Source organism: Lentzea albidocapillata (genome assembly GCF_000719115.1).
Classification (GTDB): Bacteria; Actinomycetota; Actinomycetes; order Mycobacteriales; family Pseudonocardiaceae; genus Lentzea; species Lentzea albidocapillata.
Genome location: NZ_JOEA01000002.1, coordinates 143400 through 168346 on the forward strand (window position 1 = coordinate 143400; position 24947 = coordinate 168346).

Annotated in this window: 23 protein-coding genes; 13 read left to right on the top strand and 10 right to left on the bottom strand. The window is 70.3% G+C overall.

The window, feature by feature from the left end; genetic code table 11:
- Positions 1-9 precede the first annotated feature (9 nt).
- The 5 genes from IG04_RS0102720 to IG04_RS0102740 form a co-directional block, all read right to left on the bottom strand.
- Entirely contained in the window at positions 10-546 is a 537-nt protein-coding gene (locus tag IG04_RS0102720; RefSeq protein ID WP_030474898.1) for an EF-hand domain-containing protein, read from the bottom strand.
- Between the two features lie 79 nt (positions 547-625).
- The gene (locus IG04_RS0102725) at positions 626-1873 is read right to left on the bottom strand and encodes a nucleotide sugar dehydrogenase (protein WP_030474899.1); all 1248 of its coding nucleotides are present in this window, start codon (positions 1871-1873) and stop codon (positions 626-628) included.
- 33 nt (positions 1874-1906) lie between these two features.
- Entirely contained in the window at positions 1907-2218 is a 312-nt protein-coding gene (locus IG04_RS0102730; protein WP_030474900.1) for a hypothetical protein, read from the bottom strand.
- A 296-nt stretch (positions 2219-2514) separates the two neighbouring features.
- Entirely contained in the window at positions 2515-3546 is a 1032-nt protein-coding gene (locus IG04_RS0102735) for an SPFH domain-containing protein (protein WP_030474901.1), read from the bottom strand.
- A 3-nt stretch (positions 3547-3549) separates the two neighbouring features.
- Positions 3550-3981, bottom strand: a complete 432-nt coding sequence (locus tag IG04_RS0102740) for an NfeD family protein (protein WP_030474902.1) — start codon at positions 3979-3981, stop codon at positions 3550-3552.
- Between the two features lie 315 nt (positions 3982-4296).
- Here IG04_RS0102740 and IG04_RS0102745 point away from each other — a divergent pair, with 315 nt between their 5' ends.
- Complete coding sequence (locus tag IG04_RS0102745) at positions 4297-5226, top strand: permease (protein ID WP_030474903.1); 930 nt, start codon at positions 4297-4299, stop codon at positions 5224-5226.
- A complete protein-coding gene (locus tag IG04_RS0102750; protein ID WP_030474904.1) occupies positions 5223-5867 on the top strand; it encodes a TIGR03943 family putative permease subunit in 645 nt (214 codons plus the stop codon). Before IG04_RS0102745 ends, IG04_RS0102750 begins: the two co-directional genes overlap by 4 nt.
- Here the strand turns inward: IG04_RS0102750 and IG04_RS0102755 are convergent.
- A complete protein-coding gene (locus IG04_RS0102755; protein WP_245815840.1) occupies positions 5858-6778 on the bottom strand; it encodes an XRE family transcriptional regulator in 921 nt (306 codons plus the stop codon). The two genes, IG04_RS0102750 and IG04_RS0102755, sit on opposite strands and share 10 nt — an antisense overlap.
- Positions 6779-7045: 267 nt before the next feature.
- Here IG04_RS0102755 and IG04_RS0102760 point away from each other — a divergent pair, with 267 nt between their 5' ends.
- From IG04_RS0102760 to IG04_RS0102775, 4 genes are all read left to right on the top strand, one after another.
- Entirely contained in the window at positions 7046-9139 is a 2094-nt protein-coding gene (locus IG04_RS0102760; RefSeq protein ID WP_030474906.1) for a metallophosphoesterase, read from the top strand.
- A gap of 61 nt (positions 9140-9200) precedes the next feature.
- Positions 9201-10400 (top strand): MFS transporter, encoded by a 1200-nt coding sequence (locus IG04_RS0102765; protein ID WP_030474907.1) that lies wholly within the window; start codon positions 9201-9203, stop codon positions 10398-10400.
- Positions 10397-11299 carry a TolB family protein gene (locus IG04_RS0102770; protein WP_030474908.1) on the top strand — a complete coding sequence of 301 codons (903 nt, stop codon included), beginning with the start codon at positions 10397-10399 and terminating at the stop codon, positions 11297-11299. Before IG04_RS0102765 ends, IG04_RS0102770 begins: the two co-directional genes overlap by 4 nt.
- Complete coding sequence (locus IG04_RS0102775) at positions 11296-12255, top strand: hypothetical protein (protein WP_030474909.1); 960 nt, start codon at positions 11296-11298, stop codon at positions 12253-12255. The genes IG04_RS0102770 and IG04_RS0102775 overlap by 4 nt, the downstream gene beginning before the upstream one ends.
- A 23-nt stretch (positions 12256-12278) precedes the next feature.
- Here IG04_RS0102775 and IG04_RS0102780 read toward each other — a convergent pair whose 3' ends face one another.
- Positions 12279-12638, bottom strand: coding sequence for an ArsR/SmtB family transcription factor (locus IG04_RS0102780; protein WP_030474910.1), 360 nt, complete (start codon positions 12636-12638; stop codon positions 12279-12281).
- Positions 12639-12700: 62 nt separating this feature from the next.
- Here IG04_RS0102780 and IG04_RS0102785 point away from each other — a divergent pair, with 62 nt between their 5' ends.
- Positions 12701-14572 (top strand): heavy metal translocating P-type ATPase, encoded by a 1872-nt coding sequence (locus IG04_RS0102785; RefSeq protein ID WP_420843944.1) that lies wholly within the window; start codon positions 12701-12703, stop codon positions 14570-14572.
- Here IG04_RS0102785 and IG04_RS0102790 read toward each other — a convergent pair.
- The 3 genes from IG04_RS0102790 to IG04_RS0102800 form a co-directional block, all read right to left on the bottom strand.
- The gene (locus IG04_RS0102790; protein WP_030474912.1) at positions 14551-16302 is read right to left on the bottom strand and encodes an ABC transporter permease subunit; all 1752 of its coding nucleotides are present in this window, start codon (positions 16300-16302) and stop codon (positions 14551-14553) included. The genes IG04_RS0102785 and IG04_RS0102790 overlap by 22 nt on opposite strands.
- Positions 16302-17798 (bottom strand): ABC transporter substrate-binding protein, encoded by a 1497-nt coding sequence (locus IG04_RS0102795; protein ID WP_030474913.1) that lies wholly within the window; start codon positions 17796-17798, stop codon positions 16302-16304. Before IG04_RS0102795 ends, IG04_RS0102790 begins: the two co-directional genes overlap by 1 nt.
- An 83-nt stretch (positions 17799-17881) precedes the next feature.
- Entirely contained in the window at positions 17882-18691 is an 810-nt protein-coding gene (locus IG04_RS0102800; protein ID WP_030474914.1) for a class I SAM-dependent methyltransferase, read from the bottom strand.
- A 179-nt stretch (positions 18692-18870) separates the two neighbouring features.
- Here IG04_RS0102800 and IG04_RS0102805 point away from each other — a divergent pair, with 179 nt between their 5' ends.
- The 6 genes from IG04_RS0102805 to IG04_RS0102830 are packed head-to-tail and all read left to right on the top strand — an operon-like array spanning position 18871 to position 24943.
- The gene (locus IG04_RS0102805) at positions 18871-20121 is read left to right on the top strand and encodes an ATP-grasp domain-containing protein (protein WP_030474915.1); all 1251 of its coding nucleotides are present in this window, start codon (positions 18871-18873) and stop codon (positions 20119-20121) included.
- Positions 20118-20912 carry a Rossmann-like domain-containing protein gene (locus tag IG04_RS0102810; protein ID WP_030474916.1) on the top strand — a complete coding sequence of 265 codons (795 nt, stop codon included), beginning with the start codon at positions 20118-20120 and terminating at the stop codon, positions 20910-20912. The genes IG04_RS0102805 and IG04_RS0102810 overlap by 4 nt, the downstream gene beginning before the upstream one ends.
- The gene (locus IG04_RS0102815) at positions 20909-21967 is read left to right on the top strand and encodes a PLP-dependent cysteine synthase family protein (RefSeq protein WP_030474917.1); all 1059 of its coding nucleotides are present in this window, start codon (positions 20909-20911) and stop codon (positions 21965-21967) included. The genes IG04_RS0102810 and IG04_RS0102815 overlap by 4 nt, the downstream gene beginning before the upstream one ends.
- A complete protein-coding gene (locus IG04_RS0102820; protein ID WP_030474918.1) occupies positions 21964-22992 on the top strand; it encodes a dipeptide epimerase in 1029 nt (342 codons plus the stop codon). The genes IG04_RS0102815 and IG04_RS0102820 overlap by 4 nt, the downstream gene beginning before the upstream one ends.
- On the top strand, positions 22989-24161 hold the full coding sequence (locus IG04_RS0102825; RefSeq protein ID WP_030474919.1) for an MFS transporter: 1173 nt from the start codon (positions 22989-22991) through the stop codon (positions 24159-24161). Before IG04_RS0102820 ends, IG04_RS0102825 begins: the two co-directional genes overlap by 4 nt.
- Entirely contained in the window at positions 24158-24943 is a 786-nt protein-coding gene (locus tag IG04_RS0102830; RefSeq protein ID WP_036013453.1) for a class I SAM-dependent methyltransferase, read from the top strand. Before IG04_RS0102825 ends, IG04_RS0102830 begins: the two co-directional genes overlap by 4 nt.
- Positions 24944-24947 lie beyond the last annotated feature (4 nt).

A 24947-nucleotide genomic window follows, 5' to 3' on the forward strand; every position in this document is an offset into this window, starting at 1 on the left:
ATCACCCGGTCAGTTGCCGAGCAGCGGCACGTCCAGCTTGCCGAGGTGGTAGTCGCGCACGGCGTGCACGAGCTCGTCGACGGTCAGCTTGCCGTTGCCGTTGGTGTCGATCGCGCGGAACGCGGTGTCGACGGCCGAAGGCTCGACACCGATGGCGTCCAGCCACTTGCCGAACTCCCTCGGGCTCACCTCGCCGTCGCCGTCGGTGTCGCACAGCCCGACGATCGCCGCGATCGTGGGACGCACGACCCGGTTGAACCCCGAGTCGCCCTCCTGGAAAATCTGCGCCTCGGTGACCTCGATGAACTGCTGTTCGGTCATCGATCCGTTCGGTCCGACGCCCGCCTTGCTCGCCAGGTACTCGAACATGTCCGAGAACGAGTTGATCACCGCCCGGGCCTGCGGTGACGCCGGGTCCTCGCCGAACGCCTTGACGATCCGGCGGGCCTCGGCCTCGTAGTCGGACTTCTCGATCCGGCCGTTCTTGTTGACATCCCATTTCGCGAAACGCTTCTTGAGCCGGTCGCTCTTGACTGCGGCGGTCATTGCTGCACTCCTTGTCACGGAAGAACTGATGTCCGCCTGCCGGGCCTTACCCCGGCAGGCGCCCCTACGGCAGACGCACCTACAGGCGCACGACCTCCTCCCCGGGAACGCGCCCCGTCACGTCGAAGAACAGCCGGGCGGTCCTCGCCAGCCGGCCGAGGTCGTAGTCGCGGTGAGCGACGAGCAGCACGGCGGCGTCCGCGGTCCGCAGGGCCGTGCCGAGATCAGGTGCGGGCGGCCCGAGTTCGGGCACCACACCGGCCACCGGGTCGTGATAGGCCACGATCGCGCCGAGCGCACGCAGGCGCAGCGCGGTCCGCACCGCGGCGGACTCACGGGTGTCCGGCACGTCCGCCTTGTAGGTGAGACCGAGCAGCAGGATCTTCGTCCCCCGCAGAGGTTTGCCGTACTCGGCGAGCATCCTCGTCACGCGTTCGGCCACATAGGACGGCATCTGCTCGTCCACCCGCCGTGCCGCGTGCACGACACCCAGCCGGGTGCCTTCCCGTTCGGCCTTGTCCAGCAGGTATCGGGGGTCGACCGGGATGCAGTGCCCGCCGGCACCGGGGCCGGGCACGAACGGCGCGAACCCGAACGGCTTGGACGCAGCACAGTGCAGTACGTCCCACACGTCGACGCCGATGTTGTCGCAGAACATCGCGATCTCGTTGACCAGCGCGATGTTCACGTACCGGTAGGTGTTCTCCAGCAGCTTGGCCATCTCCGCCTCACGGGTGCCGCGCGCCACCACCACCGTGTCGACGAACCGCCCGTAGAACGTGGCGCAGTGCTTGGCGCACAACGGAGTGTGGCCGCTGACGACCTTCGGGGTGTTGCGCAGGCCGAACCGCGCATTGCCGGGGTCGATCCGCTCAGGCGAGTAGGCGAGCGGGAAGTCCTCGCCCGCGATCAGCCCGTGCTGTTCCAGAATCGGCCGGACGACCTCGTCGGTGGTCCCCGGATAGCTGGTCGACTCCAGCACCACCAGAGTGCCGGGCCGCAGATGTCCGGCGATGGTCGTGGCGGCAGAGCGCACGGCGGCCAGATCCGGCCCGCCCCCGGCGTCGAGACCGGTGGGCACGCAGATCGTGATCGTCTCGGCACCGCTCAGCACCGCCGGATCGGAGGTGACGGTGAAACCTCTGGCCTTCATCTCCCGTAGTTGGTCCGTCGACACGTCGAGCACGTGCGAGCGGCCCTCGGCCACCGCGGTGACCACCTCCGGCGAAGTGTCGTACCCGATCACCGACAACCCGGCGGCGACGGCTTCGGCGGCGAGTGGCAGTCCGACGTAGCCGACGCCGACCACGACAAGATCGACAGACACGCGTGTCCTTTCCGACTCGTCACACCATGGGGCTCAGTCCCTGACGGAGAACGACCCGCTGCCGAGGGCGACGTGTGAGCCGTGGTCCTCCTGGACGGCCAGCCCAGGGGTCATGCAGAACGGGTCGGCGTGCACGAAGACCTCGGTGTTGGTCAGGTTGACCAGCACGTGCGCGTCGAGCGGGAGTTTGTTGCAGCCGTGAGGGTTCGTGTAGATCTTGACCGGCGTGAGCTCGGTCGAGAACACCGCCACCCGGCCTGCCGCGGCATGTGCGGGAAGGCTGAGCGAGGCGAGGAGAGCGGTAGCCGCGAGCGTGCTCAACGTTGCGGAGACAAGGCGTTTCATGGAGTCCTCCAGGTTCGGAGATGTCGCTCTCCGTACGCTAACAGCGACTGAGCGCTACCTCGGATTTGTGACCAAACATCACGCGTCCAGGTTGCGGTCGGCCGGGAGGAGCATCCGAATGGGGTGTCCGCTGCACCCCTGAGTGTTCTTCCACCGCAGGCGTTCCCATGAACGAGCAGGCGACTGAACCATCGGGCGAGGCCGGCGTGACAACCCACGACTCAGCGCATTCCCGGAGGCGACCCAGGCTTGCGTCGGTGTCCTCGCCTACGAGCGTTCGACGCGCAGGGTCTGAGTCACCTGCCCGTCGGCTGCACGGGCATCGTGGGTCCGAGCGAACGCAGGTCCACGGAGTCCGCCGCTTCGGCGACCGCTTCGGCAGCGGCGTCCGCCGCGTCCTCGGACGCCTTCGTGGCCAGTTCGTCGGTGTCGGGCGGCCTCGTCGCCTCGGACCGGGGCAGGACCTCGGAGAAGGCGCGTGACACGTCGTGCAGCGCGCTGGTGACCTCGCTCGGGATCACCCAGAACGTGTTGCCCGAGCCCTGCGCGAGCTTGGGCAGCACCTGCAAGTACTGGTAGGCGAGCAGTTTCGGGTCCGGGTCGTTGCGGTGCACGGCCTGGAAGACCTGGTCGATCGCGCGGGACTGGCCCTCCGCCTCGAGGATGGTGGCGGCTCGATGCCCTTCGGCGCGCAGCACGGCAGCCTGCTTGTCGCCCTCCGCGGTGAGGATCTGTGACTGGCGCTGACCCTCGGCGTTCAGAATGGCGGCCCGCTTGTCGCGTTCGGCCCGCATCTGCTTCTCCATCGCGTCCTTGATGGTCTTCGGCGGGTCGATCGCCTTGATCTCCACCCGGTTGACCCGCAGGCCCCACTTGCCCGTCGCGTCGTCGAGCACGCCGCGCAGCTGGCTGTTGATCGTGTCGCGGGAGGTCAGCGTCATCTCCAGATCCATCGATCCCACGACGTTGCGCAACGTGGTGACGGTGAGCTGCTCGACGGCCTGCAGGAAGCTCGCGATCTCGTACGCCGCGGCGCGCGGGTCGGTCACCTGGAAGTACAGCACGGTGTCGATCTCGACCACCAGGTTGTCCTCGGTGATCACCGGCTGCGGCTGGAACGAGACGACCTGCTCACGCAGGTCGATCGCCGGGTACACCCGATCCACGTACGGGATGACGAAGTTGAGTCCCGGCTTGAGGGTGCGCTGGTAGCGGCCGAGTCGTTCGACGTTGCGGGCGCGAGCCTGCGGCACGATGCGCACCGCGCGGAAAACGGTGAAGGCCGTGAACACAGCGAGTACCAGTGCGGCGATCAGCAAGGCGGACATGGGTCACTCCCGTGGGTAGACGACAGCGATGCTGCCGCTGATCTGCAGAACGTCCACAGTGGACCCGGCCGGGATCACCACGGACTCGTCGATCGGACGCGCCGACCAGTCCTCTCCCCCGATGCGCACCAGTCCCGCACGGCCGTTCACCTCTTGCAGGACGTACGCCGAACTGCCCACCAGAGCATCGATTCCGAACCGCTCCCCCCGCGCCAGCAGCACCTGCCTGCGCGCCCACGGCCGAACCAGCACCACGCCCGCGGCGGACACGACCGTGAACGCCACCAACTGCCCCGGCACCGGAACACCGATCGCGGCGATACCCGAGGTGACCAGCGCGGCCGCGGCAAGCATGCCGAGCGCCGCGGTCAGCGTGAAGATCTCCGCGACGGCCAGCACCGTCCCGACGATCAGCCAGATGAGCCAAGGATCCATGGTGCGACCCTCCCGTCGGAGGTACGCCTCGCTACTCGACGTCTTCCTACCATCGTCACCCCAGGTCAGCACATCCGCAAGGCGTTCGATCGGCCAGTTACGGCCCGGTCGGTCACGGGCTACGGCCGGCGGCCCACGGGCCAAGCACTTCAGCAGACTCCTGACCGGCGGGCAGCTCGTGCCGATCGCCGGCGCGCGACCGCAGCCGGCCAGCTTGACGGACTGGCCGGCCGCGGGCAGCCGACGTTCAGAGAATGTCCAGTGCCGCGACCGGGATTGCGACCGCCACCTCTGATCACCCCTACCGTCGCGAACATGGGCGAACGTCGGATCGGGCCGGTGGAGGTGCTGGCCGTACTCCTGGCCGGGGGCGTTCTGCTGCGCGGCCACGAGATCTTCCAGACACCGATCGTGCAGACCTGGGCGGCCGTGTTCGTTTCGATCGTGCTGCAGGCGTTGCCGTTCCTCACCCTCGGCGTCGCGCTCTCGTCCGCCATCTCGGTGTATGTGTCGCGTGACCTGCTCACGAAGATCCTGCCGCGGCGGCCCGCGCTCGCCGTACCCGCCGCCGCGGCCGCGGGAGTGATACTCCCTGGCTGTGAGTGCGGGTCGGTGCCGGTGGCGGGAGCCTTGCTGCGCAAGGGGATCGCGCCCGCGGTGGCGTTGACGTTCCTGCTGGCCGCACCCGCCGTCAACCCCATCGTTCTGGTAGCGACGGCGGTCGCGTTTCCCGGTCAGCCCGGCATGGTGCTGGGACGTGCCGCCGCGAGCCTGCTCGCCGCGACGGTCATGGGCTGGTTGTGGCTGCGGAAGGGCAGGACTGATTGGATCAAGATGCCCGAGCACAGTCACCAGCACGGGTTTCTGAGCCAGGCACGGCACGACTTCCTGCACGCGGGCGGGTTTCTCGTGATCGGCGCGCTCCTCGCGGCGACGATCAACGTGTTCGTGCCCGGCCGTTGGCTGCAGTTCGTCGCCGACGAGCCGTGGCTGGCGGTGCTCGCCATGGCCGGGCTCGCGGTGCTGTTGTCGATCTGCTCGGAGGCCGACGCGTTCGTGGCGGCGAGCTTCACGCAGTTCTCGACGACGGCGAAGCTCACTTTCCTGGTCGTCGGGCCGATGGTCGACATGAAACTCTTCGCCATGCAGACCGGGATGTTCGGCCGCCGGTTCGCGATCCGGTTCGCCCCGGCCACGTTGGTCGTCGCCACCGCGTCGGCCGTCGCGATCGGGGCGCTGCTGTGAACCGGGCGGCGGCGATCGTGATCCTCCTGCTGCTGGCCGGTGCCACGACGAGAACGCTGGTGACGGGTCAGTACGTCAGCTACGTCAAGGCCGGTCTGTGGCCGTTGCTGGTCATCTCAGTCGTGCTCCTCGCGCTGTTCTCGACCGCGAAAGGGCACCAGCCCAAGGTCGCGTGGCTGCTCGTCCTCCCGGTGCTGGCACTGCTCGTCGTCGCACCGAAGTCGCTCGGTAGCCACGCGGCGGTCAACGCGGGCACCGTGCTCACGGAGTCCGACGAGTACCCGCCGCTGCCGGAGGGCGATCCGGTGGAGGTCAAGATCTTCGACTACGCGAGCCGTGCGGTGTTCGACGAGGGCCGCACGCTGCGGGACCGCCGGGTCACACTGGTCGGCTTCACCTCGACCGGTCCGAACGGCGAACACCTGCTGGTGCGGATGATCCTGACCTGCTGTGCCGCGGACGGCAGGCCGGTGAAGATCGGGATGAGGAACGTGGAACCGCTGCCGGACGACACCTGGATCGAGGTCGTGGGCTCCTATGTGGACGAAACAGCCGAGGACGGCGTGAACGGCGGGAGGATCCCGTTCATCGACGTGGAGGACGCGATCCGGGTCGCGCAGCCGGAACGGCCCTACGAGTAGGTCCACTGGATGCCGTACTGGCCGGGCATCGGGTCCAGGGTGATGAACTGGTACGTCGTCGTCTCCTCGTCGAACGTGACAGGCGGCTGGTGCTCGCGGGGCACCCCACTGCGCGGCTGGAAGTACCCGGAGCAGCTGGTGGGCAGCATCGCCGGGTCGAACGCGATGTGCAGCACCATCTCCCTGCCCGGCCGGTAGATCGCGATCTGCGTGTGCCGCGACGTCTGCCCCGGCGGGAACCGCAGCGCGAACTCGACGGCGGCGAGCTCTCCCGCCTGCAACGGCCGGTCCAGCAGGAACTCGAACACGCACGTCGAGCTCGGCACGTCCGCACGGAACCGGGCGACGCGGCAGCCCTCGGTGAACGTGACCACCGGCGGCTGTGGCAGCGCGCCGCACCGCGCGACGAACAGGAACCGGGTGGTGTCGTCGTGGTCGGCCCGGACGACGCGGCGCACCCGCATGGAGTCCTCGAAGCCCTGCGCGTTGATGCGGTAGGAGATGAACTGCGACAGCCGGTGCGGCGTGTCCAGGTCGTCCGGTGTCGCGCCGACCTTCGCCAGCGCCTTCGCCACGTTGTCCGGCCGCCGCCAGATCTGGTCGTACGGGAGCGCGAGGCCGGGCCGGTTGGTCCACCGGCCGCGGGGCCGGCGCGGGCCGAGCAACGCCGTCAGTGTCGACGGGGCCTGGCCGAGAATGGTCTCCAGTACCGCCACGGCCGCCAGCGAACTCGCCCGCTCCGGCCGGTTCTCGCCGTTCTGCCAGTAGCTGAGCGCGCTCACGCTCACCGGGGTGGCCTGTTCACGCAGCCGCTGGCTGATCTCGCTGAGGCTGAGACCGCTGCGCTCGATCGCGCAGCGCAGCGCGGCACCGAACTCGGCCCCCGCGCGAATGGTCACGTCGGCGGTCACAGGCGACTCCCTTCTCGGGCGGCTCGCCGGATGGTACGCGCGGAAAATACCGCCGTGATCGCGTCCAGAGTATTTCCAGAGTGCCCGGCCTGGTTTCTTGACCTCTCAACCTGGCGTTTCGGAGTCGAACATGATCGGTCCGAATAGGTGTCCAGAGTTATCCAGCAAGGGGAAAGCCGGTTCGTTGACGGACGTTGACCGCTCGTTATGGTCAGCTCGAACCGGTTCTCGTTCCTGAATTCTCTTCCCTGCCGAAGGAACACAACCATGAAATCTCCCCTGCGCAGGCGATGGCGCACAACGACGATTTACGCGGCGGCGGCCATGGTCGCGGGTGCGGTGGCCGTGGCGGTCATGCCGTCCGGCGGTGACATCAAACCCGTCGCCACCGCGGTGCCCGACGTGCCGCAGGTGCCCCAGGTCGCGGAGCCCGGCACCCAGTCCGCCGGGGTGGCGTTCGCGAACTCGGCCGACGGCGGCCAGGTCTGTCAGGACGGCGCGCAGTGGCTGCGGTTGCGCTTCACCGATCTGACCCTGCGCGGCAACGACTCCGTGACGGTCAGTGGGGCAAAGTCGGGCTCCTACACGTTCACCGCCCAGCATTGGCCGGGAAAAGCTTTCCACACCAAGGCTTTCGAGGGTGACTGCGTGCGCGTGACGCCCAGCTTCGCCGACAGCGGCAGCCGGTACGCGGTGGACGCCTACCAGTTCGGCACGCAGGCGCTCGCCGCGGCGACGGCGACCGGGGCGGCGGTCGGCGACGTCTGCGGCTCGTCCTGCAACCAGACCGCGCCGGTGGTCGGGAACATGAACCCGCAGGCGCTGATCCTGACCGGTGACAACGCCTACAACTCCGGCACCCTGACGGAGTACCGCAACAACTACGACCCGCACTACGGCCAGTTCAAGTCGATCACGTACCCGACGCCGGGCAACCACGAGTACGGCACGTCCGGCGCCCAGGGCTACTTCGACTACTTCGGGGCGCGGGCCGGCGAGCGGGGCAAGGGTTACTACAGCTTCGACGTCGGCGACTGGCACTTCGTCGCGCTGAACTCCAACATCTCCCGCGACGCGAGCTCAGCGCAGGTGACGTGGCTGAAGAACGACCTGGCGGCGAACACCAAGCCGTGCACCGCGGCGTTCTTCCACCACCCGCGGTTCAGCAAGAGCAACCACGGCGACAACTCGACGATCACGGCGTTCTGGGACGCGCTGTACAACGCCAAGGCGGACCTCGTCGTCGCCGGGCACGACCACAACTACCAGCGGTACGCGCTCGCGAGGTCCAACGGCACGCCCGACCCGAACGGCGTGCGGCAGCTGCTGATCGGCACCGGCGGTCGCGGGTTCTACCGGTTCGGCAGCAGCACCGCGGGACCGGTGGAGGCCGGCAACGACAACACCTTCGGCGTCGGCAAGCTCACGCTCACCGCGACCGGGTACCGCAGCGACTTCGTGCCCGTGGCCGGGCGCGACTACACCGACACGGTGTCCGGTGACTGTCACAAGGCCGCGAGCTCGCCGAGCTTCTCCGTCGCCACCACTCCGTCGTCGGTCTCCCTGCCCGCGGGCGGGTCCACGACCACGACCGTGGACGTCGGCGCCGCCGGCGGGTTCACCGGCAGCGTCGCGCTCGCGGTGTCCGGCCTGCCCTCCGGCGTGACCGGCTCGTTCTCGCCGTCCACGGTGAGCGCGCCCGGCCGTTCGACGCTGACGCTCACGGCGTCGTCGAGCGCGTCCGGTTCAGCGACCGCGACGATCACCGGCACGTCGGGAGGGATCACGAAGACGGCCCAGCTCAGCGTGACGGCCGGCACCACACCGGCCGGTTTCAGCGACGACTTCGAGTCCGGCAAAGGCTGGGTCGTCAACGCCTCCGGCTCCGACAGCGCGACCACCGGCAGGTGGGAACGCGGTGACCCGGAGGAGACCAGGGAGTCCGACGGGGTCAAGCAGCTCGGCACCACCACGAGCGGCACGAACTGCCTGGTGACGGGACGACTCGCCGGCGCCAGTGTCGGCGTCCACGACGTGGACGGAGGGCTGACGTCGATGACCTCGCCGCAGATCCCCGTGCCGTCCGGCGGCAAGCTCACGTTCTCCTACACCTTCGCGCACGGTGACAACTCGTCCACATCGGACTTCCTGCGGGTCCATGTGCTGGACGGGACGAACAAGGTGAAGGTGTTCGAGAAGCTCGGCACCTCGAGCACCAGGGTCGTGGGCGGATGGCAGAGCGCCACCGTCGACCTCGCGCAGTTCGGCGGGCGCACCGTGAAGCTCGTCGTCGAGGCCGCGGACGCGAGTACGGCCTCCCTCTGGGAGTCCGCAGTGGACGACGTCCGCGTCACTGGCTGAGGTAGGACGCGCGCACGGTCTCGGAGACCGTGCGCGCGTCCTTCACCGGAAGGGCTTCCTGATGTACGTCTCCTCTGTCCGGGCCGGCCTGCCCGCTGAACCGGGCCGGTCGCACCACAAAATCTCCGCGACGGTCATCGGCCTCGGCGTGGTGAGCCTGATCACCGACCTGTCGGCCGAGATGGTCACCGCCGTGCTGCCGCTTTACCTCGTCTACGGTCTCGGCGTCGGCTACCTGCAACTCGGCGCGATCGACGGCCTCTACACCGGTGCCACGGCGGTGCTGCGGCTCGCCGGCGGGCACCTCGCCGACCGCTGGCAGCGCCCGAAAGCCGTGGCACTGTTCGGTTATGGCCTCTCCGCGGTGACCAGACTCGGCTTTCCACTGGTCGGCTCGTCGGTCGCCGGTCTGGGGCTGCTGATCGGCGTCGACCGCGCGGGCAAGGGGATTCGCACCGGGCCGCGCGACGCGATGATCACGCTGGCCACGCCGCCGGACGGGCTGGGCCGGGCGTTCGGCGTGCATCGCGCGTTGGACACGGCGGGTGCGCTGCTCGGGCCGCTGGTGGCGTTCGGGCTGCTGAGCCTGCTGTTCATGGACTACACGTCCGTGTTCGCGGTGAGCTTCTGCTTCGCCGTGGTCGCGGTGGTGGTGCTGGCCGTGTTCGTGCGGCAGCCGGCCGGGGTCGCGGCCCGGCGGCCCGGACTGTCGTGGCACGTGCTGAAGGACCGCCAGGTCCGGCGGGTCGTGCTGATCACCGCGCTGCTCGGCGTGTGCACGGTCGGCGACATGTTCCTGTTCGTCGGTGTGCAGAAGTCGGTGGGTCTGCCGGTCGCGGTGCTTCCGTTGCTGCCGTTGGTGACCGCGCTGACGTTCATGGTGGCGGCGGCACCGGTCGGGAAGCTCGCTGACCGGGTCGGGCGGTGGAAGGTGTTCCTCGCCGGGCACGTCGTGCTGTTGCTCGCTTACGCGCTGGTCGCCGTGTCCTGGGGAGGCTGGCTCGCGGCGGCTCTGGTGTTGCCGGCGCACGGCGTCTTCTACGCCTGCACGGACGGGGTGCTGATGGCGTACGCCGGTCCCCTGGTGCCGGAACCGGTGCGGGCCACCGGACTGGCGTTCGTCCAAACAGGACAGGCGCTGGGCCGCGCGGCCGGCGCGGTGTTGTTCGGGGTGGCGGCGACCGGGTTGTCGCCGGCACCCGCGTTCGGGTTGTTCGCCGCGGTCCTCGCGGTCGCGGTCGTGGTGGGAGCGCGCTGGTGAAGCGAACTGTGCTGGGTGTGGTGCTGGTGGCGGCCGTGCTGGCGGCGGGTGGGTTGTTCGTCGGCCTGCGGGCGACGGGCGCGCGGCCCGCGGAGGAGACGCTGGACCTGCGCGGCGGCGAGTTGCTGTACGTCGATCCGGCGGGCCGGGTGCGTCAGGGAGGTCGTACCGGACCCGCGTGCCAGCGGGTCGACGTCGCGGCGGGCACCCTGATCTGCCTGCGCGCCACGGCAGTGCCCGCGCAGTCCGAGATCGTGGTGTACGACGCGGCCGGCGAACGGTTGCGGCTGCCCGAGTGGGGCGGCCCGAGCCGGGCGCGGGTGTCGCCGTCGGGCAACGTCGTGATGTGGACGGTCTTCCGCGCCGGCGACTCGTACCTCGGTGGCGTGGGCACGTTCTCGACGACCGCCGGGCTGTATGACCTGAAGAGCGGCGAGCACCACGGCTCGTTGGAGGACTTCACGCTGATGGTGGACGGCGTCGAGAACACCGCCGACGATGTGAACTACTGGGGAATCACATTCACGCGCGACGACCGCACGTTCTACGCCACCGCCACTTCCGGCGGGAAGACGTGGCTGGTGCGGGGCTCGCTCGACACGGTGGTGCTGACCTCCGTGCGGGAGAACGTGGAGTGCCCGTCGCTGTCCCCGGACGGCAGCCGCATCGCCTACAAGTTCCGCACCGGCGACCAGTGGCGGCTGCACGTACTGGACCTGGCCTCCGGTAAGGACACCCCGCTGGCGGAGACGCGGCACGTGGACGACCAGCCACAGTGGCTGGACGACTCGTACATCGCGTACGGGCGGGACAAGGGCATCTGGAAGGTCCCCGCGTCCGGTGGCGGCAGCCCCGAGCTCGTCCAGCCGGACGCGGCTTCTCCGGCGGTGGCCCGGTGATCCACCGGGTCGCCCTGGTCGTCGCCGCCCTGGCAGCGGCCGTGCTGGTCGTGGCGCCGGGACCGGTCCGCGCACCCGGTCCGACCGTGCCCGCGCCGGTCGTCACCGACGCCTGGCCGGGTGCGCGGATCGTCACCGCTCCGGGAAACCTGCCCGACGGCGCCGTGTTCGCACCGCTGTCACCGGACCTGCGCGCCGGAGAGTCCGGTGGGCGGCTGGTGGTCGACGGTTCGGTCATCCGGACCGGCGCCTCGCGGTACGTGCTGGACGACGCCATGCTGGTGTGGCTCGAGCCCGGCACCGGCCTGTTCGCGCTGGCGGACTCGGTCGCGGAGCTGGTCACCACGGACATCGGCAACGTCGTCGTGCTCGACTCGCAGTACGACCTGGCCGTGCACGACGGCCTGGTCAGCTGGGCCGCGACCGGGCCGGAGGGCACCACCGAGATCCGCACGGTCCCGTTGGCCGGCGGAGCGGTGGAGAAGGTCGTCCTGCCGGGAAGGCTCGCGCTCACCGAGTGGCCGTTCGCGACCAGCTCCGAGGTCGAGCAGGGCGGTCCGTCCGTTCTGGTGGACGTGCGCACCTCGGCGCGCACGGTGGTGAACGGGCAGAGCTACGAGCTGATCGACTGCACGCCTTCGTGGTGCCGGACCGAGGTTCTGCGGCAGGGCGGCAGCGCGCGGCTGGACCTGATGCGGCCGGACGGCACCGAGCGCCGCCGGATCGGCGGTTCCGGCCTGCGACCCGCGGTGCCGGACGTCCTGCTGCTGGACCGGTTCGCCGTGCTGGTGGACGACTCCCGCGGCGTTCTCTGCCTGTACGACGTCGATCGCGGCCAGCTCGCGGACCTCGCGTCGTCGTTCGGCACGGTCGTCGCGCGTGGCAACGCCGTGTGGTGGTCGACCGGTGACAACACCGCGCTGACCTGGAACAGCATCGACCTCGGGGAGCTGTGACCGCGACGGTCGCCGGCGGATCCTCAGGCGGTGGTGTCGATGTCGGTGACACCGAGACCGAGGTGCTCGATGTGATAGACGGCCTCGTCGAGCAGCATCGCCACATGGTTGTCGTACAGGCTGTAAACGACGCTGCGTCCCTGCCGCGTACCGGTCACCAGCCCCAGCGCCCGCAACAGCCGAAGCTGGTGTGAGACCGCGGACTGCTCCATCTCCACGGCCTCCGCGAGTTCGTTGACCGGGCAGGCGCCGTGGCGAAGCCGGGTCAGAATCCGCAGGCGGCTCGGTGTCGCGAGCGCCTGGAGGGTGGCCGCCACCGTCGCCGCCGACTCGGCGTCCAGCTGCGCCGGCGGTGTGGTCCTGCCCTCGACTCCATGACCCATGTCAGCATCTTACTCAGTGAACACATGAAGAGGTCTTCAGATGATCCTGTATGGTGCCTGGCGTGACTTCGACGCTCCTCATCGACAGCCCGCACCGGACACCAGCTCCCAAGCGCTCGCCGTTCGCGATCACCGAAGTGCGCTGGGCGATCGCGGCCACCGCCCTGTTCCTGCTCGGCGCCGGCGCGAAGCTCGCGGACTCGGCGCCGTGGACGTGGTGGGCGCTGCTGCTCGCCTGCTACGCCGCGGGAGGCTGGGAACCCGCCCTCGCCGGGCTCAAGGCGCTGCGCGAACGCACGCTCGACGTCGACCTGCTGATGATCGTCGCGGCGATCGGCGCCGCCTCCATCGGACAGGTCGTCGACGGCGGCCTGCTGATCGTCATCTTCGCGACGTCCGGCGCACTTGAAGCCGTGCTCACCCAGCGGACCGCGGATTCGGTGCGCGGTCTGCTCGATCTCGCACCACAGCGGGCGTGCCTGCTCCTGCCGGACAGCCGGGAGCGGGAGGTGGACGCGGAGACGCTGCGGATCGGCGACGAGATCCTCGTACGGCCCGGCGAGCGGATCGGCGCGGACGGTGAAGTGGTCGACGGGAGCAGCGAGGTCGACGAGGCCTCCATCACCGGTGAACCGCTGCCGGTCCCGAAGCAACGCGGGCAGGAGGTCTTCGCGGGCTCGCTCAACGGCACCGGCGTCCTGCGTGTGCGGGCCACTCGCGAGCCGAAGGACTCCGTGATCGCCCGAATCGTCGCGATGGTCGAGCAGGCCTCGGCCACGAAGGCGAAGACGCAGCTGTTCATCGAGAAGGTGGAGCAGCGCTACTCGGTCGGCCTGGTGGTCGCGACGCTGGCGTTGTTCACGGTGCCGCTGCTGTTCGGCGCCGCGCTCGAACCCACGCTGCTGCGAGCGATGACGTTCATGATCGTGGCCTCGCCGTGCGCGCTGGTGCTGGCGACCATGCCTCCGTTGCTGGCGGCGATCGCGAACGCGGGCAAGCGCGGTGTGCTGGTGAAGTCCGCCGTGGCGATGGAGCAGCTCGGCACGGTCAGCGTGGTGGCGTTCGACAAGACCGGCACGCTCACCGAGGGCACGCCACAGGTCGTCGGCGTCGTCACCGAGCAGGACGAGGACGAGGTGCTCGCGCTGGCCGCGGCAGCCGAGCAGTTCAGCGAGCACCCGATCGGCCGGGCCATCGTGTCCGAGGCTCGGCGGCGGGAACTTCGGCTTCCCGCGGCCGACGACTTCCAGTCGGCACCGGGCGTGGGTGTGACCGCGCGGGTGTCTGGACAGTCGGTTGTCGTGCGGCGGCACGATTCTCAGTACAACACCGCGGTCGAGGTCGTTGTGGACGGTCGCCATGTCGCCGTCATCGACCTCGCGGACCAGGTCCGGCCGTCGAGCCACGCCGCGGTGCGCGAGCTCACCGCCCTCACCGGACAGAGCCCTGCCCTGCTGACGGGTGACAACCGTGCTGCAGCACAACGGGTTGCGACCGCCGTGGGCATCCGCGAGGTACACGCAGGTTTGTTGCCGCAGGACAAGGTCCGGGCGGTGCGAGAGATGACCGGCAACGTGCTGTTCGTCGGCGACGGCGTGAACGACGCCCCTGCGCTCGCGACCGCGCACGCCGGAGTCGCGTTGGGACGCAAGGGTTCCGCACTGACCGTGGACACCGCCGACGCCGTGGTGGTCGGCGACGACCTCACAGTGATTCCGGAGGTGGTGGCGTTGGCCCGTCGCGCACGGCGAATTGTGATCGCCAACCTCACGATCGCAGGGACGTTCATCGTGGTGCTGTCGGCGTGGGATTTGTTCGGCACTCTGCCGCTCCCCCTTGGCGTCGCGGGTCACGAAGGATCCACGGTCCTCGTAGCACTCAACGGAATGCGGCTGCTGGCTTCCAGCCGAGGTCAGACCGGCTGTCTGCGCTGAGAACGAAACACGACCGTCCAGGAGGCCAGAGCGGACAACGACATCGCGAGGACGGCGACCAGCAGCAGCATCACCGCAGGGCTCAGCGCCGCCAAGGGTGCCCGTTCGATGTAGGGCAACGACTCCGCGAGCATCAGGCCCCACTCCGGGGCAGGCGGCTGGGCTCCGAGGCCGAGGAAACCCAGTGAGGCCAAGGCCAGTGCGATGCCGGGCAGCCGCAGGACGGCATTGCGGGCGACGGGACCGGCGACGGCAGGAAGCACGTGGCGGAGCTCGATCCGGGACGGTGACGCGCCGAGCGCGCGATGGGCGTTCACGTAGGTGGCCGCGCGCGTTTGTTCCACCAGTGCGGCGGCGTGTGCGGCGAGGGCGGGCCACGAGACCAGCGCGACGGCCAGCGAGGCGCCGAACGTGCCGGGGCCCAGCACCGCGGCGACGAGGATGCCGGCGATCACGGGCGGCACCGCGTTCGCCGCCTCCGCCATGCCGCGGGCGATGTCCGGCAGGAAGCCGATGGCCAGGGCGACCAGGTACGAACTTGCGCAGACCGCGGCGGCCACGCCGATCGTCGCCGGTGCGCCGTGTGCGACCCGCGCCAGGACGTCACGGCCGAGTCCGTCCGTGCCCAGCGGATGTGCCCAGGTCGGTGACGCCAGCCTGGCCGCGGCATCGATCCGCAGAGGATCCCGCAGCAGGCCCCAGCCGATCACCACCGCCATCAGCGCGGCGGCCCCCAGGGGAATGGCGGCGTGCAGCCTGTTCGGCACCCGCCGCGAATGCGGGGGCAGCGACAGCGCGGCATCCCGCAGCGCGGGACCCAGCATGCGCCGGCGGATCACACCGACGACCGCGCCGGCCAGCAGGCCCAGCAGAAGCAGTGCGAGCACGCATCCCTGCAGCATCGGCACGTCCTGGGCGCGGGCCGCCCCCAACGCCGCGCGCCCGATGCCGGGCACCGCGAAGACCGCTTCCACCGCAACGGCACCGCCGGTCAGACCGACCACCGCCAGGCCTGCCTGAGGCAGCAACGGCGGCAGAGCACGCCGAAGAACTCCTCGGACGAGAACCGAGCGGTTGCATCCCCACGACCGCCACACCGCCACCCACGGTTCCCGGAAGACCGCCGGCAGCGCGTCGTTGAGCAGCGTGCCCAGCACGGCGCCCCCAGGAATGCCGAGGGCGAGCGCGGGCAGCACGAGGTGGAGTGGACCGTCCCAGCCGTACGGCGGAAACCAGCCCAGCCACACCGACAGAGACACCAGCAGCACCGCGGCCAGCAGGAACTCGGGCAGCGCGGCCAGTGCCGCGCCCGCACCTCCGGTCGTCGCGCCCGCATCGCCACGGGCGCCTCGCAGCAGGGTCGGCAGGCACAGGGCCGACGACACCACGAGGACGACGACCAGTGCCGCACTCATCAGCGTCAGGGAGACTCCGAGACCGGACAGGACGCTCGGCAGCACCTCGGCGCCGTTGATCCACGAACGGCCGAGGTCGCCTCGCAGCAGCCCGAGCACCCAGCGCGTGAGCATGGCGACAGGACCGGCGTCGAGACCGAGCTGCCCGCGGACCGCGTCCAGGGCCTCCCGCGTCGGCTCCTGTTCGGCCGACAGCGCCCGCAGGACCGACAACGCCGGGTCACGCCCGGACAGCCACGGCAAAAGCCCCACCACGGCGGTGATCAGCGCGAGCGCACCGCATCGGGAAGCCAGGACTCGCAACGACTCCGACATCACTTCAGGTGCGTGGCGGAGGTGATGAGCGCGCGTTCGCGCGGGTCCTTCACCGAGTCGGCGACCGACGTGGCGTCGCCCTGGATCACCCGCTCGTGCAGCATCGGGATGGCGGCGTCGGTCCGCAGCACGGCCGCCTCGGCCTCGAGGATCGCCGCACGACGCTGGTCGCCGGCTTCGGCGCCCTCGGCCTTGCGCACGGCCTGTTCGACGTTCTCGTCGCACAGCCGCGCGATGTTGAACGAACCGCCGCAGGTGAAGTCCGACTTCAGGTAGGCGACGGGGTCACCGGAGTCGAGCACGGTCGCCCTGGAGAGGATGAACGCGTCGAACTTGCCGGCCAGCATGTCCTGCTCGATGTGGGCATACTCGCGCACGACCTGGTTCACCTTGAACCCGGCGTCCTGGAGTTGTTGCTGCACAAGAGAAGCGACCTCGGGCAGTTCGGCGCGGTCGGTGAAGGTCGCCAACGTGATCGTGGCGCCGTTCGCCCGGCCGGCGGCGATGCGGCCGGTGACCTCTTTCCTGGCCTGGACGGTCCACGGCAGTGCCGGTCCGAGCAGTCCCTTGGCGATGTCGGCGCGGTTTTCGTAGACGGTGCTGACGATCTGGCCACGGTTGATCGTCTCCCGGACCGCGGCACGCAGCGCGGGATCCGCGAACGGCCCGGACTTCGTGTTGAGGTACAGCGTGTTGGTGCGCGGCATCGGCACCTCGCTGATGGTCTGCGCGTCGAGCAGCGCGGCCTGCGACACCGGGACCGCTTCGGCGATGTGCGCCTCACCGCTGCGGATCGCCGCCGCGCGCGCAGTGCCGTCCGGCACGAACGACACGTCGATGCCCGCGGCCTTCGCCTTGTCACCCCAGTAGCCGTCGTAACGGTCGAGGGTGGCGCTGGTGGTGCCGTTGACCTGCACAAGCCGGAACGGCCCGCTGCCGGTGCCCACCGGAGTGACCTTGCCGTCCGCCGCGTACGCGCTCTCAGCCAGAATGGACAGTTGAGGTGACGACAAACGCTGCGGCAGCAAGGGATCCGGCGTGCCCGTCGTGACGACCAGCTTGTCACCCTGCGCGGCCGCGGTCAGCGCGACGCCGTCGAGGATGCGCGGCTTCGGCACCGCCTTCGCCGACCTGGTGAGGGTGTTCACGGCGACCGCGGCCGTCAGGACGCTGCCGTCGTGAAAGCTCACCCCTGGCCGGACGGTGAACTCCCAGGCGGTGTCCGAGGTGCGCCGCCACTCGGTGGCGAGCCCTGGGCGGGCGTCCCCGTTGCCGTCCAGCGTCACCAACGTCTCCGCGGTGGACCAGCGCGACAGCTTGAACGCGTCGTCGCTGAACGGCGTCAGGCCGGAACGCGGCGGTTGCATCATGGCCAGCTTGATCCGGTCTCCTCCGGACGAACCAGTCGTCTGCCCGGCCCCGGCGGCGAAGCACCCGGCCAGGAGGACCGAGACGGCGGACAGTCCGACGGCGGCCAGCGGCGCGCGGAGGTGCATGTGAGCTTCCTGTCGTCATGAGAGCGTTAACACGCCGACGCTAGCTCATGACAATCATTTGCATCTAGCTCACGAGTTGCACGTCACGTGGCGCGGCGCCCACTGCCGATCAGGGTGGTGGCGTCGAGCTCGGTCACGCCGTCGTCCCGCAGCGACGCCAGATAGAGCTCACGCACGGTGTCCCACTTGTCGGCGGGCACCTTCTCCAGCGCACCGCGGAACCCGGACCCGGTGATCACCAGCCAGGCCACCTCGGGAGTCATCGTCAACGCCATCTCGCTGACGATCACGTCGACGTCGGCGAGGCCGCGCTCAGCGAGCCAGGCCGCGTAGCTGCCGGCCTGGCTGACCTGGTCGAGGAGATGCGGCGGACGTGGCGCGGGAGGTGGCGTGTTCGTGATCTCGGCGATGGCGCGGCCGAGATGCCTGCCGGCCGCCGCCATCGACTCACCGCGCCAGATGGTGAACACCGCCCGGCCACCGGGCCGCGCCCGGCTGATCAGGTGGTCGGTTCCGGCCGTCATGTCCGGGAAGAAGAAGATGCCCAGGGCCGACTGCACCACGTCGTAGCTCTCCGCGGCCCAAGCGGTGACGTCCGCCTGGTGTGCGCGCAGTTGTGGCAGATCGGCCGACAGCCGCCGCAGCTGGTCGATCATGGGACCGGACATGTCGACGGCGTCGACGAGACCGTCGTGGCCGACGAGCCTGGCGGACGGTATCGCCGAGGCACCGGTGCCGCAGCAGGCGTCGAGAACGCGCTCACCCGGCCTCGGATCGGCTGTCGCGACCGCCGCCGCGCCGATCGGCTCCCACAGATACCGCCCCAGTGCGGCGAAATCGGCCGCCGCGGCGTCGAACGCGCCGCGGATCTCGGTCTGCCGGTCCTCAGCCATGAGCTCCTCGCTTCGATCCTGTGTGGACGTTAGCCCAACCGGCCGCACCACCCGGCTCAGGCACACCGCCGTGCGACCCGGTCCCACCTTCCCCGGGAGGGCGGTATCGACTCGACATCGATAATGATTACCATGTTCTTTGGTTCCGCCGCGCGGCTCGCGGCTGATGAGGAGGACTTGTGGGTCACCTGTTGATGATCGAGAGCTGGGTCGGTGCCATGAGCTCGTTGCTGCCCAGGGCGGTCAACGAGTCAGGGCATCGCTTCACCTTCCTGACCCGCGATCTGCACCACTACCTACGCGCCGCCCCCTCGCACCCGCACCCGCTGCTGGCCGCGGACAACGTGCTGACGGCGGAGACCAACGACGTGCCCGCCCTGCTCGACCACGTCGAACGGCTGCACGCGGTGCTGCGCTTCGACGGCGTGATCTCGTCCTGCGACTACTACCTCCCGACCGTCGCACGGGTCGCCGCGCACCTGGGCCTGCCCGGCCCCGATCCACTCGCCGTGGAACGCGCCTGTCGCAAGGACCTCACCCGCACCGCCCTGCGCGACGCGGGTGTGCCCGGCCCGCGCTTCGCTCTCGCCGACGACTGGCCCGCGCTCGCCAAGGCCGCCGCGGAACTGGGTTATCCGCTGGTGGTCAAGCCGGTCGACCTCTGCGCCGGGATGCACGTGCGCAAGGTGGCCGACGAGTCGGAGCTGCGCGAGGCGTTCGCCGCGATGGAGGCGTTCCCGGTCAACGCCCGCAACCAGCCCAGGGTCCGGACCGTGCTGGTGGAGGAGCTCCTGACCGGGCCGGAGGTGAGCGTGGAGACCGTCACGGTGGGCGGTGCGACGCACGTCGTCGGCGTCACCGACAAGAGCGTCGCTGGCGAACCGTGGTTCGTGGAGAGCGGGCACATGTTCCCCGCCGATCTGCCCACCGCCGCGGCCGAGGCCGTCGCCGTCGCCGCGATCGAGGCTCTGGGCCTGGACCTCGGCGTCGCGCACACCGAGGTCAAACTGACCCCCGACGGCCCGAAGCTCGTCGAGGTCAACCCGCGTCCGGCAGGCAACCAGATCACCGAACTGGTCCGTCGCGTCACCGGCATCGACCTGCCCGCCGCGTACGCGCAGCTGGCCGTCGGTGAACGACCGGATCTGAACCCGGCCGACACCGGTGTGCACAGCGCCGCGATCTCCTTCGTCCTGCCTCCGCGTTCCGGGCTGGTCGCCGCTGTCCGCGGCGCCGAGGCGCTCGGCACCGCACCGGGCGTCGTGGACTGGTCGATCAAGCAGCCCGGCCACCGGGCGGGTGATCCGACCAGCAACAACAGCTACCTCGGCCACGTCGTCGTGACCGATCCGGCCGGCCTCGGCGCACGTGCGCGGGCCGAGCAGCTCGTGGGCGGTCTGTCCGTCGACTACGCCGAGGTGCCCGCGTGACGCTCACCGACCTCGTCGAGCTCGTCCGGAACGGCGGGCTGGGTTCCGACCCCGCGACGTGCACCGTGTCCGTCGGGTTCACCACCCGGCAGGGTGCCCGGCACGTCACGCGCGGGCAGTCGTACCGCAACACCGTGGTCAGCCTGCGCGTGGAGGAGGCGATCGGCTCCTGCGCGGTGGAGGACATCGCCGACGACGACGTGCACGCCTGCGTCGGGTCGACGGTCCTCGACCTGCTCGGCCACCCGAACCTCGCCCTCCGCACCGCCGCCCTCGACGCCTATCTGGGGCACGTCCGCCCGCACCACCTGTCCGCCACGAAGTCGCTCACCATCGGTCCCGGCAGTTCACTGGCCAAGTCCATGGCACGGGCGGAGGCCGTCGTGGATCTTCTCGACCCCGCGCCGGGTGATCGGGTGCTGGTGGTCGGGGTGGTCAACTCGCTGCTGCACCACCTGCGGGAGCGAGGCGCGACGTACGTGCCGTGCGATCTCAAGGGCGGCCACACCGAGTGGGACGAGCCGATCGCCACGGACGCGGAGAGCGCGCTCGATGGGTGCGATCTCGTGCTGGCCTCCGGGATGACGGTCGGCAACGGCACGTTCGAACCGCTGCTGCGGCGCGCCGCCGACGCGGGCAAGCCGGTGGTCCTGTTCGCGCAGACGGCCAGCGCGATCCTCCCGTGGTTCATCGGAACCGGAGTGCGCGCCGTGTCAGCCGAGCCGTACCCGTTCTTCTGGCTCGACGGCGGTCCCACCACGATCCACCACTACACGGAGCGCCCGTCGTGACGGTCCAACGCCAGAACCGGCACCTGCTCGGGCTTCTCGGCCAGAGCCCGGTCGCCCGCATCGACGCACCACTGCCGCACCGGCACGGCGGGTTCTGGGCCAAGCTCGAGTGCCTGAGCGCCGGTGGCATGAAAGCGCGCGGGGCCGTGTCGATGCTGCGTGCCGCTCGTGAGCGCGGCGAGCTGCGTCCCGGCGCGGTGGTCGTGGAGTCGACCAGCGGAACGCTGGGTGTCGGCCTCGCGTTCGCCTGTCAGGCGTTCGGCCACCCGGTGGTGCTGGTGGTGGACAGCGAACTGGAGCCGTCGATGCGCGCCCTGTTGCGCGCGCACGGTGCCCGGCTGGAGGTGGTGGATCGGCCTCACCCGGTCGGTGGATGGCAGCAGGCGCGATTGGACCGGCTCCAAGCTGTGCTGCGCGAATACCCCGACGTCTACTGGCCTGATCAGTACAACAACCCGGACAACCCCGGTGGATACGCGGAGCTGGCCAGGGAACTGGTGGAGCAACTGGATCCCGTCGACGTACTGGTGTGCAGCGTGGGCACCGGCGGGCACAGTGCCGGCGTCGTCCGGGAACTGCGCCGGTACTGGCCCGGTGTGCGGCTGATCGGCGTGGACGCCGTCGGCTCCACGATCTTCGGTCAGCCAGCCCGGCCCAGGGTGATGCGTGGGCTGGGCAGCAGCATCCACCCCCGCAACGTCGCCTACGCCGAGTTCGACGAGGTCCACTGGCTGGGCCCGGTCGAGGTGGTGGACGCCTGCCGCAGGCTCGCCAGGGACGCCTTCGTCACCGGCGGGTGGAGCAGCGGCGCCGTCGCGCTGGTCGCGGCCTGGGCGGCCAGGGTCGAGCCCGGCGCGGTGGTGGCGACCGTCTTCCCCGACGGCCCGCACCGCTACCTCGGCACGATCTTCGACGACGACTTCTGCCATGCCCGAGGCCTGCTCGGGCCGGCAGCGGACCGGCCAGTGGAGATCGGCGACCCGCATCGCGTCGAGGCGACGGGCTGGACGCGATCGCGCTCGGTCGTCGCACCACGGGCGGCGGTGCTCGCATGAAGATCGACTGGGAGGTCTACGGCCTCGAACTGGACACGCCGCTGCGCATCTCCAGGTCGGTCATGTCCCGCCGGGACGCCGTGCGGGTCGTCGTGACGCACGACGGTTTACAGGGCCACGGCGAAGTGGTGACCAGCACCTACTACCGCCTCGACGTGGAGGCGATCACGTCGCTGCTGAATCGGCTGCGGCCGGTCCTCGCCGGCGCCGGCTCGCCGGAGACCGCGCTCGACACCCTGCACAGGGACACCACGATCCCGGAAGGCGTGCGGGCGGCGGTCGACGCGGCGTTGCACGACCTGCTCGGCCTGCGCCGTGACGTGCCGGTGCACGCACTCGCCGGCATCGCGGAATGGCGCGACACCCCGACCGCCTACACCATCGGCATCACCACGCCTGAGGACGCCGCGGTCCGGGCCGCCGCGCTGACGGGGCGCGGATTCTCCGTGCTCAAGGTCAAGGCCGGGGCCGATCCGGAACGGGACGTCGCCGCCGTGGCCGCCATCCGCACCGCCGCGCCGGACGCCCGGCTGGTGCTCGACCCCAACGGCGGCTGGAGCCGAGACGAGACGGTTCGTCTCGTGGAGCGGATCGCCGCCACCGGGGTCGCGCTCGCCGCGGTGGAGCAGCCGATCCCGCCCGGCGACCCGGACGCGCTGGCGTGGATCCGCGAGCGGTGCCCGGCGCCGCTGGTCGCCGACGAGGACGCCGCCACGGTCGCCGACGTGCGCAAGCTCGCCGGCGCGGTGGACGGCGTCAACATCAAGCTCGCCAAGTGCGGCGGCCTGCGTCCGGCACTGGAGATCATCGCCGCCGCTCGCGAGGGCGGACTGGACGTGATGCTCGGCTGCCTGGTGGCCAGTTCGCTCGGCATCGCGCCCGCGGTCCACCTCGCCGGGCACGCGCGGTGGGTAGACCTGGACGGGCACCTCCTGCTGGCCCACGACCCGTGGTTGGGCATCGGCGGTGAGGACGGCACCCTGCGGCTGTCCGGGATGCCTGGTCTGGGTGTGGTGCCGCGATGAGCCGGTTCGCGCTGCCGGTGCGGCTGCTGCTGGTCAACCAGTTCGCCGTGAACACCGGCTTCTACCTGCTGATCCCCTACCTCGCCGTGCACCTGGGCGGCCTGGGCATGTCCGCCGCGGTGATCGGCGTGGTGCTCGGCGTGCGGACGTTGAGCCAGCAGGGCCTGTTCCTCCTCGGTGGCACCGCGTCGGACCGGCTGGGACCGCGGACCGTCATCCTCGCCGGCTGCGCACTGCGCGCGGTGGGGTTCGGGCTGTTCGCGATCGGCGACTCCCTCGCGGTGGTGCTGGCCGCGTCGGTGCTCAGCGGGCTCGCGGGTGCCCTGTTCAACCCGGCGGTGCGGGCCTACGTCGCGTTGGAGGCGGGCGAGGCACGGACGGAGGCCTTCGCCCGGTTCAACGTCTACGCCCAGGCGGGCGCGTTGTTCGGGCCGGTGCTCGGCAGTGTGCTGCTGCTGTGGGACTTCCGGATCGCCGCGATCGTGGCGGCCGGGATCTTCGCGGTGCTGACCGTCGCCCAGGCCGTCGTGCTGCCCGCCCGGCCGGCCACCCGCCGGGGCGGATCCGTGCTCGGCGACTGGCGCGAGTGCCTGGCGAACCGCCGGTTCGTGGCGTTCACCTGTGCGCTGAGCGGGATGTTCGTCCTGCAGAACCAGCTCTACCTGCTGCTGCCGATCCAGGCGCAGGAGGCCACCGGATCCGCGGGGGTCGTCGCCGCGCTGTTCATCGTGTCCACGGTCGCCACGCTGCTGTTCCAGGTCCGCATCACCCGCCTGCTGTCGGACCGGGCACGAGGGCCGGTGATCGCGGTGGGACTCGCCGTCATGGGCGCCGGCTTCGCCGTTCCCGCGCTGTGGTCCGGGCTCGTACCGGTGCTGGTCGCCACGCTCGCGCTGGCCGTCGGCGTGATGATCGCGAACCCCCTCGTCTACGACCTGATCCCCTCGTTCGGCCCGGACAGCCTGGCGGGCACCCAGTTCGGCGTGTTCTACCTCGGATCCGGGGTGGCCGCCGCGCTGGGCAACACCGCGATCGGCTGGGTCAGCGGATTCGGTGACCGGCTCGCATCCCTGCTGTGCGTGGCGATCGGGCTCATCAGCGCCGCGGGGGTCGCGTGGCTGCACCGCCGCGGCGCACTCACGCCACGACAGCCGGAGGTCGCCCGATGAACCTGCTCACCGACAATCCCGAGCTGTACGAGCACCAGTTCCCCGACCCCGGCCACGTCGCGGCCCGGTTCGTGCACGACGTGGTGACCCGGTTCGGCGGCGGGCGGGACCTGCTCGACATCGGCTGCGGCACCGGCCGTGACGCGGGCTGGTTGTCCCGCAACGGTTACCGCGTCGCCGGAGTGGACAGCTCGGAGAACATGCTCGCGTACGTCCGCGAGCACCACCCGGCGGTCGACGTGGCGCTGGCAGACATGCGCTCCTTCGACCTCGGCCGTCACTTCGACGTCGTGGCCTGTCTGGACAGCGCGATGTTGTACTGCCACACCAACTCCGACCTCGACGCCTTCCTGCGCCGCTGCCGGGCACACCTGTCGCCCGGCGGCCTGTTCGTCGCGGAGATGCGCAACGGCGCGTTCTTCCTCGGCAACACCGAACTCCTCGATGGCGTGCGCACTCGCTCGGTGACATGGCGAGACACCGAGTACACGTCGCACACCGAGCTGTGGATCGACCACGCCGCCCAGTTGCTGCGCCGCCGTCGCTCGTGGGAATGGGCCGGGCGCGCCGAACCGCTCGTGCAGCGGTCGGCCTGGCGACTGCTGTTCCCCCAGGAACTGCGCCATCTGCTCGACCTCGCCGGGTTCGACGTCCTCGCCCTGTTCGACGCGCCCGGCCCCCGCACCGACCAGCCCTGGACCGCCGACGCCCCGCTGAGCGGCGCGCTGTCCGGCGACCGCCTCCACGTCGTGGCCCGCCTCCGCCGAAGCGGGTGCCAGTGAAAGG